Source organism: Rhodoferax sp. P2_H8_2 (assembly GCF_056403235.1).
The window spans coordinates 470,739-484,468 of record NZ_JBFUFW010000003.1; the positions used below are offsets into that span (position 1 = coordinate 470,739).

A 13,730-nucleotide genomic window follows, 5' to 3' on the forward strand; every position below is an offset into this window, starting at 1 on the left:
ATCCCAGTTGGGGCGTTCGAGCCATTAGTGCCATGTGTTTGGCCTGCCGGAGTGGGGAGTGCCGGGGGCCTCATGGTGTGCCTAAGGCCACACAAATCGGCTCCCGACACTCCCCACCCCAGCGAGACGAAGCGTAGCTGGCGTGCAGCATCCAAGGTAGTTGTGAAGACAGAACCTACTCGTACCGCAAAGTGAAAATCAGATCGATAGCGCTTTGCTCACCCGTCTGCCCGCGCAACGTGAAGCGCCGTGACAGGTCGTAAAAGATGGAAAGCGTGCCCACCGTACTGGCCAAACTGCGCTCGTAAGCCACATAGAAATCGCGCGATATGCGCTTGCCTAAAGTGACGGTGGCCCCGGTGGCGGTGCCCGCCGTGCTGGTGCCGGAGGTTGAGCTGGGCAAGGTGTCTGCGTCTGCTGCGCCGCGGACCGAAATTTCATCCAGACCAAACACGTCGGCGATGCCTCCGGTGGCCCCGGCCTTGTTACCCAAGAGCGCCAGCGCGGCCTGCTGCAGCATCGCCGACTCGGCCCCGCCATTGGCCCCTGAGCGGCCCAGGATCAGCCAGGACAGTTTTTCAGATTCCGGCAAGTCAGGGTCTGCGTACAGGCGTATCACTGGCAACAGGGCTGTGCCACTGATCTGCACGCCAACGCGCTGTGTCAGGTTCGGGCGGATCGCCAGAATGTCGAGCGACGGGTTGTCGTACGGGCCGGTGAAGCGCAGCACGCCTTCTTCGATATCGAGTTGCTGGCCGTAGGCCTTGTAGGTGCCTTGGGCGGTGCGTATCGTGCCGCTCAATCGCGGCGCCAGCGTGCGGCCCGCGTTGCGCAGTTCCACGCTGCCTTCCAGCAATGTACTGAGGCCGCTGCCGCGTACCCTGAAGTCATCTCCCAGCTCCAGCGTGATGACCAGGTCGGGCTGGATCTGCACCGCGTTGGCAGGCGCGGCGTTGACCACACGTGGTGCTGCTACTACTGGGGTGACTGGCGCGGGCTTGCGCACCACGACGTCATCGCCCAACCGCGGCGTGCTGTCTTCTGGCATCACAAACAGCGCCTGGTCCGCCTTGAGGGTGCCGCGAATCGCCAGCTTGGCAGCCGCCAGACGTGCCGACAGGTTGCCAGACAACACCAGCCGCCGGTCGCTGCGCGCACTGACCCGCAGCGCTTTGGCTGTGGCGTCCATCTCCATGCGCAAGCGCTCCACAAAGGGAACCTCCTTACCTGCGGCCGCGTCTGGCGTGGCCCATTGCACAAAGCCAGTGGCCGATAGCAGGCCGCCTGTGTTGCCACCGGCGCCCTGCAGCGTGAACTCTTCAATATCCAGCCGTTCGCCCTCCAGACGCGTACGCAGTGTGCCGCCGCTGAAGTCGATACCGTCCACCACCGAGCGCAGCGCCAGATCGGTGGCACTCAAACGGCCCCGCCACTGCGGATGCAGCCGTGTGCCTGACAGCGTGGCGTCTGCATCCAGTGTGCCGCGCATGCGCCAACCTGGCGGTGCCAGCACCGACCAGACACCGACCCGCGGCAGCTGGGCCTTGAGCTGACCGGTCAACGGAGCGTCAGTGGGCCAGCCCCAGCTTTCGTCGATGCGCTGCAGACGCGTGCTGAAGTCGGCTTGCAATTGGCCGGCGCGTTCGCTCTCCCAGCGCAGCTTGCCACTGAGCTGGTCGCCGTCGTTGGACACCTCCAGGCGCGCCACACGCAAACCGGCGCTCAAGAGCGCGGTGGCATCACCTTCGCCCAGCAGTTGCAGGTCGCCCGCGGTGCGCTCCAGGTGTGCGCGCACCTGCAATGCGCCGTTGTTCTGGATCTCCCACTGGCCGCCCAGAACCACATTCCCGCGCAGACCCAATTCGGCCAGCGGCGTGGGGCTGAAGGCTTCGAGCCAACCCACAGGCAAATCGGTCAGGCTGCCCTGCGTGTTCCATTGCGTTCGAAGCTGGCTCGGTGGGCCTGATGCAGTGCCCGTCTGCGACCAGCGCGCGCTTTGCCAATTCAGCAAGGCGGTACCGGGGTTGGGGCCGGTCAGGCGCAGCGTACCTGCGGTGCCCTCCAGGCTGCGGCTGGTGGCGGTCTGCTGGTACATCCAGGTCACGCGCTCTGCCAACGCCAGCGCCCAGACGCCCGCGCGGCGGCTGTCCTGGGCTGTAGCGAGCAGCGAGTCCAATTGCGCGCGCCAGGTGCTGTCGTTGACTTGGCTGAGCACCGCGCTGGCTTGCAGGTTCAGGCGCTGGGTGTCGCGCTCCATTTGCCCTTGCGTTTTCACGGTCAGCGCGGCGAGCGTGCCTGACATATCCAGCTGACCATCGCGTAAGCGCCATGGTGCGGGAGCGGTTTTGTTTGCCGGTGTGCCGCCAGCCGACCATTCCAACTGCGGCACGCGCCCAGCGGCCTGAATTTCCAGCGACTGCCCTTTGTTTTGCCAACCGCCGTGCCAGTGGCCTTCCAGCGTGGCCGCGCCTTTGATTTGCTGTGCAGCCAGATGGCTCGGCGTACCGGGCAAGCGCGTCAGCCAGCGCTTCAGCAGCGCCGCATCGGTCACCTGGATTTGCACTTTGCCATCGCCCTGCGTGCTGCTGAGTTGGCCTTTGGCACTGGCGGTCGCACCGGGCAGGCTCAGCGCCAATTCGCCGCTGGTGTTGTAGTCGGTAATCTGCACGCTGTACTGCCCATCGAGTTTCGCGTCATCGGTTTCTACCTTGAGACTGTCGATCTTCAGCAGCGGTGCTTTCCAGAGGCCGCTGGTGACGAGCCGTTGCAGGCGGATGCCCGTGCCGCCCGCTGTCGCGGGCTGCGTTTGGCGCGCGACCACGCCTGTCAGCTCGGCCTTGAATGCGATACCGGCGTCGCTTTGCTGCGCTGTGAGCTGGCCATCCAGTACGGTGCTGGCCAGGCGCGAATCCAGCGCGGCGGTGTTCACGCCCAGCAGCTTGGCCTGGCCTTGCCAGCCTGCGCTCGGGTTGCTTGCGCTGACCTGGCCTTGCGCCTCCAGGCGACCACCAGCACCGCTGGCCTGCAGCGACCGTATCGCCCATTGGCCTTGGGCATAGTCCAGTTGTGCGTCCAGGCGCTCCAGCGGCAGGCGGTGTTGGTCCCACGGCCCGCTTTGCGCATTGCTGACTTTGACAGTGGCTTTCCATCCGTTGCCTGCGGGCGTGACCGACGCCTCGCCGCTCAGCCGTGCCTGTGGAGCCTGGGGCCATACCGCCGCCAGGTCCAGCCCTTGCCAGGTGGCGTGGGCTTGCACCACGGGCTGCGCTTGCCACGGCTGCACGCGGGCTGTCAGCTTGGCTTGCATGGTTTGGCCGCTGGGCGGGCTCAAGGCCGCTTGCAAGTCCAGCGTCGCGTCGGCTCCAGCCAGTGTGCCGCTCACGCTTGCCTGTGCCGGAATCTCCCAAGGTGTCTTGTGGCCGGGCAGCGTGGTTTGCACAGTGCCCTGCACTTGGGCTGTCAGAGCCATGGGTGCCTGGGCTTGCAAGGTCGCGTTGAATTGGTAGCTCCCAGAGGAAATGCGGCCACGAGCCCCGTCCAGTGCGTGTGAGGTACTATCAAAAACATAGTGACCTGCCAGATCGGTGGCGGTCAGTGTGGTTGTGCCTTGCCACTCCAGCGTGGCGATGGAGACATGGGTGTCTACCTTGATGGGTAGCACCAGGCTGGTGAGTGGGGTGCTGGGGCCGGGTGTCGCGGCTCGGCGGTCTTCAATGTGCACCAGTCGCGCGGCGAGCTTGTCGACGTGTGCAACACCATCGAGCAGATGGCGCAAAGACCAGTGCACCTGCAGGTCATGCACCTCCACACTCAGCTCGCCTTGCTGCCAGCGCAGCCACTCGACCGTGCCACCGCCTTGCACCGAGCCCTGCACATTGCGGGTCTGCAGGGTTTGTCCGGCGGGCAGCCATTGCTCCAGCACAGCCAATGAAGTCGCCAGCGAACTGTTGGCGCTGCTCCAGAACCACAGCCCGGCCAGCACGACGGCTCCCGTCACCAGTGGGGCGACGAGGATCCATACCGCAGCGCGCAGCGCCCGCATCAGAAACTGAAACCCACGTTCATGTGCAGACGGAAGCGTTGCACGTCGACGCCATAGGCCACGTCGATCTGCAATGGGCCTACCGGGCTCTTCCAGCGAGCGCCTGCGCCTACGCCGTAGCGGGGGCGCAACTCCGTGGAGTTGTTAGCGACCGAGCCCACGTCCAGAAACAGCGTGCTTTCCCAATCCGATGGGCGGCCCCCAATGCGGATCGGTCGCTGCCACTCCACACTGCCCACCGCCATGTAACGGCCGCCGGTGACTTGCCCGTCTGGCAATGGCACGCCAAGGTCCTGGTAGCCATAGCCGCGCACGCTGTTGTCACCACCCAGGAAAAACAGCTGGGTACTGGGCAGCTCTGCAGAAGGTTCCGCCAGCACGGCCCCGGCTTGCGCACGCACGGCGACGCGCCCGCTGCTGCTCGAAAGAGGCAGGTAGCCCAAGCCACGCGCCAGCAACCGGCTGTAGGGGCTGGTCTGTGTACCCACGGTGGTACCGGCACCCAGCGCCAACCCCAGGCCCCAGCCCGCATTGGGGAAGAGGGGGTGGTCAAACCGCCGCACGGTGAACGCGTAATTGGCGGTCAGCGCCTCCACAACGGCTTGCGCGCTTGCGTCGCTGGTCGCGGCATCGGCACGGTCGTATTCGAGGTAGTAGGCGTTGTCCAATGGTTCCGTGTTGCGGCTGCGGCCCACGCGCACGCTTTGGCCGTGCACCAAAAAGCTGCCCAAGGATTGCTGTGCGATCTCTGTGCCCACCGACCAGCGCCAGTTGTCGTCGTTCGGGTGCGAGGTGAACTCGGATGTCAGCGAACTGAGGTCGCGCGCCAGCACCAGCTTGTTGACACCCCGCCAGTCCAGATACGGGATTTTGTGGTGCGTGTGTTCGATCGACAGGCGTGCGCCTGTATCGGTGCTGTAACCCACACCCAACACCAGCTTTTGCAGCTTGGCCTCACGCACCTGCACCAGCACTGGCGCCGCAGCCGGGTCGCCGGTGGTGTCGATGCTGATGAAGGCCGAGTCAAAGTAACCGCTGTCGGTCAGGCGCCGCTGCGCTGCGACCAGCAGAGTCTGGTCGTAGTCTCCGGGCGCCAGACGTGTCAGACGGCGCACCAAATCCGCGTCAAAGTGGTTCAGTCCGCTGATCACCAACGGCCCGAGCCGGTAATGTGGCCCCGAATCCAGCGTGATGGAGAGGCGTGCACGGCGCGTGACAGGGTCCACATCGGCCTGCGACTCCGTGAGTTGCGCGGTGGGGTAGCTCTGTGCGGTGAGTTGCAGCAGCGCTTGTTTTTTGGCATCCGTCCATCGGGTCTGGCTGAAACGCATGCCCGCTTCCAGAGGCCAGTCGCGGATGATGCGCAAGCGCTGCGCCGCAGTGCCGCTGTCACTGAGGATGGGGCCGACGAAGATGATGTCCACATCGCTGACCTCGGTTGCGTCGCCCGGCACCACACTGAGCTTGAGTTTGCGTGACACGGCGCCGCTGGGGGAAACCGGGGGCTCCACCGTGATGTTGGGCGAGAAGTAGCCCATGGTGGCGACCAGTTCGCGCGCATCCTGCTCGGCCGCCAGCATCAGGCGCGCCAGCTCGCTATCGCTGAGGTCATCCAGATCGCGGTAGCGCAGCACGTCCAGATGGCGCTCCAGCACCTCGCGTATGTCGTCAGGTGCATCAATCGCAAGCGTGAAGGCGCCATCCCGTTTGGCGGAGCTGCCAATCGGGCTGATCGTGTCGGAGGGAGCGGGCTGGGCCATCGCAGGCAGCAGGAAAGAGCCTGCGAACAGCGCAGCCAGAATGGCTTTCATGGCACGTATTGTGGCGTGCGCCTACACAACCTGATTGCGTCCACGTTGTTTGGCCAGGTAAAGCGCCTTGTCAGCATCGGTGTAGAGACTCTCAAAGTCGCGCTTCTCAACCGCGGTCGTACCCGCCAAACCGAAGCTGGCGGTCACCGGGATCATGGTGTTCTCCCACTGCACAGGCGACTTTTCCAGCCGCTGGCGCAACTTCTCGGCCACGCGCCGCGCGGTATCCATGGAGGTCGCAGGCAGCAGCACGATGAACTCTTCGCCGCCTAGACGGCCCACCAGATCGGTGCTGCGCACGGTGTTGGCTGCCAGCGCGGCGACATGGCGCAGCACCGCATCGCCAGCAGGGTGTCCCCAGGTGTCGTTGACGCGCTTAAAAAAATCCAGATCCAGCAGCAACAGGCTGGTGGCACTGCCCTGGCGCTGCGCCCGCGCCAGCTCGGCGCGCGTCAGCTCGGTGAAGGTGTTGCGGTTGAACAGGCCGGTCAGGCCGTCCAGCCGCGTGAGGCGCTCCAGCTCACGCTGCTTTTGCTGCAATTCCGCATGCACTTTGCCCAATTGCATTTGCTGCAGTTCGATCATCGTGAACTTGCGCCACAACAGCGCCGACAGTGCCCAGCCCATCACGCCTGCGCTGATGCCATTGAGCCGGTTGGACAATAGTTGTGCTGCGCTGTCCTGCGTGATGCCAATGGCAATGCAAAAGAGCAGGATGCTGCCCGCATACAGCCAGACCGATACCGCGGGACGCAGATACAGGGCCACGCCTATGACGAAACAGGCCGTGAGGAAAGGCGTGATGTTGGGGGTGATGCGTTGGTCGATGGTCACCATCGCCACCAGAAAGGCCATCGCCATCGCAGCGACTGCCAGCGAGAGATTCCGGCCACCCGGTCCGCGGTTGGCGAAGCGCAGGTGGTGCGCGGCCCAGGCCAGTGCGCCCATCGTGCAGCCCATCACGGTGTGCGTCAGCGTCAGTCGCAGCGCCCAGCGGCGGATGTCGCTGTCTGCTTCGGCGCCAGACCATTGCACCAGAAACACCAGTACGTGGACCAGATTGATCAGCGCCACCACCGGCAGCAGCATGCGCATGCGACGCAAGTTGGCGGCATACGCGGCTTCGGCCACGTTGGTGTTTTCCGCCTGCCAGAGCTTTAGCTGCCGGTGCAGCTCCCTGAAATTCATGGTCATGTGTGCGAACAACTTTAGCAGACGCCCATGAACTGTCTGTGTCCGATCCCACAGTTGTATGGCTCAAACTGAGGGTATATGCTGGCTCCATGCGCTATGCAAAAATCTCCATGCTCGCCGCTGCGTTGGTGCTGTGGGCGCTTCCTGCGCATGCAGACCCCGGCTACTACCTGGTGAGTGTCTATGAAGACGAAGGCAGAACCCACATCGACTACCGCTACTGGACCATCAAGCTCGATGGTCAAGCGGAAATTGTCTGGCCCGAAATCGGTATCGGCTATGGCGTGACCAAGCGCTGGTACACCGAACTGTTCACCAGCTACATCGGCCCGAGTTTTTCGGGTTCCCAACCCAGCACACTGAACTGGCAAAACGACTACCTGCTGACGCAGGGCCAATACGACTTCGACGTGGCGCTGCACAGCAACCTGGTCATCGGCCAGCAGGGGCAGCAAGACGACGCGTTGGAAATTGGCCCGGTGTTTCAGACCGACGTCGGCCGCACGCAACTCAACACCAATCTGATTTTCGAAAAATCGCTGACACCGGGCAACAACGCGCCACCCAAACTGAAATACCAGTGGCAGGCCAAGTACCGCTTCGCCCAACTGCTGCATGTCGGCCTGCAGGGGTTTGGCGAGCTCGGGACCTGGAACCGCTTTGCTGAGTCTGGTAAGCAGTCGCACCGCTGGGGCCCCGTGGTCGCAGGTAGCTGGGATCTGGGGAACCGCAAGGCGATTGACTACCAGCTCGCCTTTCTCAAAGGCAGCGTCTACGGCGGACAGCCGGGCGAAATGCTGTCGTTGCGGTTGCAGTACCTGTACTGACCGCTATCAGCGGCTGCTTGGGAAGCTGAACACCGTGCCTTCGCGCACACCGGCCGACGGCCAGCGCTGTGTGATGGTTTTCCGCTTGGTATAGAAGCGCACGGCGTCCGGGCCGTAGGCATGCAGGTCGCCAAACAGCGAACGCTTCCAGCCGCCAAACGAGTGGTAGGCCACAGGCACCGGCAGCGGCACGTTGACGCCCACCATACCGACCAGAATGTTGTCGGTGAAATAGCGCGCGGCCTCGCCGTCGCGGGTGAAGATGCAGGTGCCGTTGCCGTACTCGTGCGCGTCGATCAGGTCCATCGCTTCCTGCAAGGTCTTCACACGCATCACGCCCAGCACCGGGCCAAAAATTTCTTCCTGGTAGATCACCATGCCGGGTTTGACGTTGTCAAACAGGCAAGGGCCGAGGAAGTAGCCTTCTTCATGGCCAGCGACCTTGACGCCGCGGCCGTCGACCACCAGTGTGGCGCCTTCTTTCACGCCCTGGTCTACATAGCCTTTGACTTTTTCGAAATGCGGCTTGGTGACCAGCGGGCCCATGTCGCTCTTCGCGTCGGTACCGGGGCCTACCTGCATCTTGGCGATTTCAATCTTCAAGGCCGCGACGACTGCGTCTGCGGTTTGGTCACCAATCGCGACCACCAGCGGAATCGCCATGCAGCGTTCGCCACATGATCCGTAGGCCGCGCCCATCAGCGCATTCACCGCGTTGCCAATGTCGGCATCGGGCATCACCACCGCGTGGTTCTTCGCGCCGCCCAGCGCCTGTACGCGCTTGCCGTGCTTGCAGCCTTCGGTATAGATGTATTCGGCAATGGGCGTAGAGCCGACAAAACTCACTGCTTTGACGCGCGGGTCGGTCAGCAGCGTGTCCACGGCTTCCTTGTCGCCGTTGACGACGTTCAGCACGCCAGGCGGCAAGCCCGCTTCCAGCGCCAGCTCGGCAATGCGCAACGTGGAGCTGGGGTCGCGCTCGGAGGGTTTCAGCACAAAGGTATTTCCACAGGCCACGGCCATAGGCCACATCCACAGCGGCACCATCGCCGGGAAGTTGAATGGGGTAATACCAGCCGTGACACCCAGCGCCTGGAACTCGCTCCAGGAGTCGATGGCTGGGCCTACGTTCTTGCTGTGTTCGCCCTTCAGCAGCTCGGGTGCGTAGCTCGCGTATTCGACGTTCTCAATGCCGCGCTGCAACTCGCCCGCGGCGTCGGAGAGCACCTTGCCGTGTTCAGCGGTGATCAACGCGCAGATTTCGTCGGCGTGTTTTTCCAGCAAGACTTTCAGATTACCCATCACCCGCGCGCGCTTCAGCGGTGGCGTGTTGCGCCAGGCCGGGAACGCGGCTTGCGCGGAGGCAATGGCTTGCTCCACGGTGAGCTTGTCGGCCAGCAGCAGCGTCTTGGTGATCGCACCGGTCGCGGGGTTGTAGACCGGTTGGGTGCGGCTGCCGCCCTGGACGGACTTGCCGGATATCAGATGGCCTACGGTGGGGAGGCTTGTGGGAGGATTGGGGGACATGGTGTTCTTTACAAGTAAAAAGTGCCGCTGATGCACGCAGAACGTGCGTAAGCAGCTATGAAATCAATAGCAATCCGTGGGGGCGAAAATCAGTCCGTCGCGTTCATCGCATCGCCCAGCGCGCTGACCAGGCTGTCGATTTCGGCTTCGGTGGAGATGAACGGAGGTGCCAGCGCAATGCAGTCGCCGCCGTAGCGCACATAGAAACCTTTTTCCAGACACTTCATCGCGATATCGTGCGGGCGCTTCGCCGGCTCGCCGGGCACTGCCGCAATCGTGAAGCCCGCTGCGAGGCCGTAGTTGCGGATGTCGGTCACGTGCTTCGCACCCTTGAGGCCGTGCACGGCTTTCTCAAAGTACGGCGACAGCGCGTTGACGCGCTCCACCATGTTGTCGCGCACCAGAATGTCCAGCGCAGCGATACCGGCGGCGCAGGCCACCGGGTGCGCGGAGTAGGTGTAGCCGTGCGGAAACTCCAGCATGTAGTCCGGACCGCCCGCGGCCATGAAGGTGTCGTAAATTTCTTTGGTTGCGACCACGCAACCCAGCGGCTGCGCGCCGTTGGTGATCTGTTTCGCGGCGTTCAGGATGTCGGGCGTGACGCCAAACGCAGCCGCGCCGGTGTACGCGCCCATACGGCCAAAGCCGGTGATCACCTCATCAAATATCAGCAGGATGTTGTTCGCTGTGCAGATTTCGCGCAGGCGTTGCAGGTAGCCGACGGGTGGCACGACCACGCCGCCAGAACCGGCCATAGGCTCGACGATCACCGCGGCGATGTTCGATGCGTCGTGTAGCGCAATCTGCTTGAGCAAATCGTCCGCCAACTCGGCGCCAGTGGCGGGCAGGCCGCGCGTGAACACGTTTTGCGCGAGCTGGGTGTGCGACAGGTGATCGGCCTCAATGCCCTGGCCAAACGTCTTGCGATTGCCAACCATGCCACCGACCGAGATGCCACCAAAGTTGACGCCGTGGTAACCCTTCTCGCGGCCGATCAGGCGCGTCTTGCTGCCCTGACCCTTGGCGCGCCAGTAAGCACGCGCCATCTTCAGTGAGGTGTCGGCGGACTCGGAACCTGAGCCGGTGAAGAACACATAGTCCAGCCCTTCGGGCGTCAGATCACGGATGCGATTCGCCAGCTCGAATGACAGTGGGTGGCCATACTGAAAGCCCGGCGAGTAATCCAACGTGCCAATCTGGCGGCTGACTGCCTCGGTAATTTCCTTGCGGCCATGGCCCAGGCCCGTGCACCATAGTCCCGACAGACCGTCAAAGATTTTGCGCCCGTCGCTGTCCTTGTAATAGGCACCCTCGGCACTGACGATCATCCGTGGCGCGGCCTTGAACTCGCGATTCGCCGTGAACGGCATCCAGTGCGACTCCAGCGCGGCGCGGTCTTGGGTTGGTGCCGAGGTCGTGGTGATGGGTTCGCCGTTGGTTGTGTCGTTCAGTTTCATGGTGTGCTCCTTGGACTAATAGCGGATTGTGTGCTGCTCTGTTACTCTTATAAAGTTACAAATATCGCTATTTAGTTGCTGGTTTATGCAAGTTATCAGTCTGTCATTTCTCCGTTCAAGCTGGGTGTCCTGCCGAGGTGGGGAATGCCGGGGGCCTCATGGTGTGCCTAAGGCCACACAAATCGGCTCCCGACACTCCACACCCCGGCGAGAAGGGGCGTTGGCTGGCTGGTCGACCGAACACCACAAGACCACCGCGGAAGGGATAGGGGGTGGGGCCGATTTGTGTGGCCTTAGGCACACCATGAGGCCCCGCCCCCTATCCCTTCCGCGGTGCGCTCACCAAGGAGGTTGCCGATGAAACAACGCGCAGTCCTGGGCCAGTTAAGCGACATTGACTTGCGCCTGCTGCGCGTTTTCCGTGCCGTGGTTGACTGCGGCGGCATGGCAGCAGCAGAGCTGGAGCTGAACATTGGCACCTCTACGGTCAGCCGCCATATCAAGGACCTGGAAACCCGCTTGGGGCTGACGCTGTGCCGCCGCGGTCGCGCAGGGTTCGCGCTGACGCCGGAAGGTGAAAAGATTTACCAACAGACCACGCAACTGCTAGCCGCAACCGACGCCTTTCGTAGCAGTGTGGACGAGATCCACCAGCGCATGGGCGGAGCCTTGCATGTCGCGGTGTTTGACAAGACGGCCAGCAACCCGGCGTCGCGCATCGCGCAGGCGATTGCGTTGTTTGCCGACGAGGCGCCCGATGTCGCGCTGAACCTGCACGTTGCCACGCTCACCGCCATCGAGCGCGGCGTACTGGACGGGCAATTTCAGATCGGCATCATCCCGGGCCACCGCAGTTCGGAGCTGCTGGAGTACACCCCGTTGTTTGACGAAACCATGCTGCTGTACTGCGCTGCCACGCATCCGCTGTTTGCGGCAGACACACAGTCACTGGCGTGGAGCGACTTGCGCGCACACCAGTTTGCGGGGCTGGGCTACCACTCGCCCAATATGGAAATCAGTCAGCGCGAACGCTTGCCACGGGGTGCGACGGGCTTTGACCAGGAATCGATTGCGACGCTGATCCTGTCGGGCAAATTTCTGGGCTTCTTGCCTGACCACTATGCCGAGAGCTTTGTACGCACCGGGCAGATGCGCGCGGTCAAACCCAAACTGTTTCGTTACGACTGCGCGTTCCTCGCGATCAGTCGCCGCTCGCCGCAGGCCGCGCGGGCCACGCGCAAGTTGCTGGAATGTCTAGTGCGAGCCCACGCCAAATAACCATTTGGGCTTGCCAAACCGCTCGACCCAGACATTGGCGCCGGTGGTGACGCCAATAACGAGTGCAATCATCGGCACGGTGAGCGCGCTGTCCAAACCGAAAGTGTCGCGCAGCCACGGCACCGCCAGACTGGCACAGGTGCCAGCGGCAAACGCGCTGACGGTGATCAGCGCCAGCGTGTCACGCTGCAACAGCACATGGCCGCGGCGCAATTGCTGCATGGCTCGTGCATGTTCCAGTTCTAGCGCGAGGCGGCGCGCTTCGACGCGCTGCAGCTCATCACCGAGCACTTCAGTCAGCACCCGTGCGCGAAAGCCTTCCGGCAGCGCTGGCTTGGACACGGTCTTTTGCAGAGCGTTGTGTAAGAGCGCCCCATCCGGGTTGGAGGGCACGAGGGACAGGTGTAGGTCGTCAGTCATGGCATTCCCTTTTTCACAGCCATAGGCTGGCATGCGCCAGGCCTTTTTTCTCAAGCATTTGGTGCAGTGCGCTGCGCGCACGGTGCAAATGGGTTTTGATCGTGCCCTCGGGCAGGCCCAGCATGCTGGCTACCTCGGTCACCGACAGCTCTTCAAAGTAATACAGCGTCAGGCAACTGCGATACGCCTGCGGCAGCGCTTCAATCAACTGTCGCAATAGCGCTTGCGCCGGCGCGTCCAGCGGCGCCGGGGTTGCGGCGAGTTGCTCAGCCTCCGCCCACGCAGCCTCATCATCAGAACCCAACCCGCCTGCGTTGCGGTCGGCCAGTTCGGTCAGGCAGCGGTTGCGGGTGATCGCGTAAATCCAGGTGGAGAGCGCGGCGGTTTGCGGCGCATAGCGTGGCAGTGCGCGCCAAACGCGCAAAAAACTCTCTTGCGCCGCTTCTTCGGCCGCATGGGTGTCGCGCAGCATCGCCACACACAGGTGAAACACCTTGGTCTCGTAACGCTGCATGATGCCCTCGAAGGCGGCGTGCAAATGGCCGTCCTGCAGTTGCGCCACCAAGTCTGCGTCGCGCAGCGCGGCTTCGCTGGGTGCGGTTTGCGGCAGAGGGGCAGGAATCACGGGCATGGACTTTGTACCCGGCGCAGATCAAATGGTTTCAGCAACCGTGAAAAATATTTCTGCAGTATTTTGAAACCGGACGCGATGGCGGTGGGTACCAAGCGCATATTTAACCTCCGCGAAGGACAGCACCATGACCGACCTGAAACACATCATTCCATTCTTTATCCCCATCATTGCCATTGTGATGGGCATTGGTATCGGCATGTTGGCCCTTTGGATCGATTACCAGAAGAAGGCCCGCGTGATTGAGCTGCACCACAAAGAGCGGCTGTTTGCGTTGGAGCGGGGCATCGAGCTGCCGCCGCTGCCGCCAGAGCTCTTCACGAGTGAGAGCAAAGTACAACCGGTTGACGAGCAAGCCAGAAGCCTGCGCCGCGGCTTGATCTGGTTGCTGCTGGGCTTGGCGTTGGGCGTTGCCATCGGTCTGAACAACAGCCCGGAAGAAGCCAGTTGGGCGCTGCTGCCGATGGCCGTTGGCGTTGCACAACTGATCTATTACAAGATCGCCAGTGAGAAGGCACAGTCCCGGCCAAGCCAGGCCTGACT

Annotated in this window: 10 protein-coding genes; 3 read left to right on the forward strand and 7 right to left on the reverse strand. The window is 62.9% G+C overall.

Annotation, left to right across the window (positions count from 1 at the left end; all coding sequences use genetic code 11):
* Positions 1-175: 175 nt before the first annotated feature.
* From AC1DV6_RS07845 to AC1DV6_RS07855, 3 genes are read right to left on the reverse strand one after another with little or no spacing between them, the layout of a single operon-like run.
* Positions 176-4,042: a translocation/assembly module TamB domain-containing protein gene (locus AC1DV6_RS07845; protein ID WP_477976793.1), complete on the reverse strand. Its 3,867-nt coding sequence runs from the start codon at positions 4,040-4,042 to the stop codon at positions 176-178.
* Entirely contained in the window at positions 4,042-5,853 is a 1,812-nt protein-coding gene (locus AC1DV6_RS07850) for an autotransporter assembly complex protein TamA (protein ID WP_477976795.1), read from the reverse strand. Before AC1DV6_RS07850 ends, AC1DV6_RS07845 begins: the two co-directional genes overlap by 1 nt.
* Before the next feature lie 21 nt (positions 5,854-5,874).
* The gene (locus tag AC1DV6_RS07855) at positions 5,875-7,047 is read right to left on the reverse strand and encodes a GGDEF domain-containing protein (RefSeq protein ID WP_477976797.1); all 1,173 of its coding nucleotides are present in this window, start codon (positions 7,045-7,047) and stop codon (positions 5,875-5,877) included.
* A gap of 89 nt (positions 7,048-7,136) precedes the next feature.
* On the opposite strand from AC1DV6_RS07855, the gene AC1DV6_RS07860 reads away from it, so the two are divergent.
* Complete coding sequence (locus AC1DV6_RS07860) at positions 7,137-7,874, forward strand: hypothetical protein (RefSeq protein WP_477976799.1); 738 nt, start codon at positions 7,137-7,139, stop codon at positions 7,872-7,874.
* Positions 7,875-7,880: 6 nt separating this feature from the next.
* On the opposite strand, the gene AC1DV6_RS07865 is transcribed toward AC1DV6_RS07860, so the two are convergent.
* Both AC1DV6_RS07865 and aptA read right to left on the reverse strand, forming a co-directional pair.
* Entirely contained in the window at positions 7,881-9,401 is a 1,521-nt protein-coding gene (locus tag AC1DV6_RS07865) for a CoA-acylating methylmalonate-semialdehyde dehydrogenase (RefSeq protein WP_477976801.1), read from the reverse strand.
* A gap of 89 nt (positions 9,402-9,490) precedes the next feature.
* Positions 9,491-10,858, reverse strand: coding sequence for an omega-aminotransferase AptA (gene aptA / locus AC1DV6_RS07870; protein ID WP_477976803.1), 1,368 nt, complete (start codon positions 10,856-10,858; stop codon positions 9,491-9,493).
* A 357-nt stretch (positions 10,859-11,215) separates the two neighbouring features.
* On the opposite strand from aptA, the gene AC1DV6_RS07875 reads away from it, so the two are divergent.
* The gene (locus tag AC1DV6_RS07875) at positions 11,216-12,136 is read left to right on the forward strand and encodes a LysR family transcriptional regulator (RefSeq protein WP_477976805.1); all 921 of its coding nucleotides are present in this window, start codon (positions 11,216-11,218) and stop codon (positions 12,134-12,136) included.
* On the opposite strand, the gene AC1DV6_RS07880 is transcribed toward AC1DV6_RS07875, so the two are convergent.
* A complete protein-coding gene (locus AC1DV6_RS07880) occupies positions 12,113-12,556 on the reverse strand; it encodes a hypothetical protein (RefSeq protein ID WP_477976807.1) in 444 nt (147 codons plus the stop codon). The two genes, AC1DV6_RS07875 and AC1DV6_RS07880, sit on opposite strands and share 24 nt — an antisense overlap.
* Before the next feature lie 13 nt (positions 12,557-12,569).
* Positions 12,570-13,187, reverse strand: coding sequence for an RNA polymerase sigma factor (locus AC1DV6_RS07885; protein ID WP_477976809.1), 618 nt, complete (start codon positions 13,185-13,187; stop codon positions 12,570-12,572).
* A 127-nt stretch (positions 13,188-13,314) separates the two neighbouring features.
* Between AC1DV6_RS07885 and AC1DV6_RS07890 the strand changes: the two genes are divergently transcribed.
* Positions 13,315-13,728, forward strand: a complete 414-nt coding sequence (locus AC1DV6_RS07890) for a DUF6249 domain-containing protein (RefSeq protein WP_477976811.1) — start codon at positions 13,315-13,317, stop codon at positions 13,726-13,728.
* Positions 13,729-13,730 lie beyond the last annotated feature (2 nt).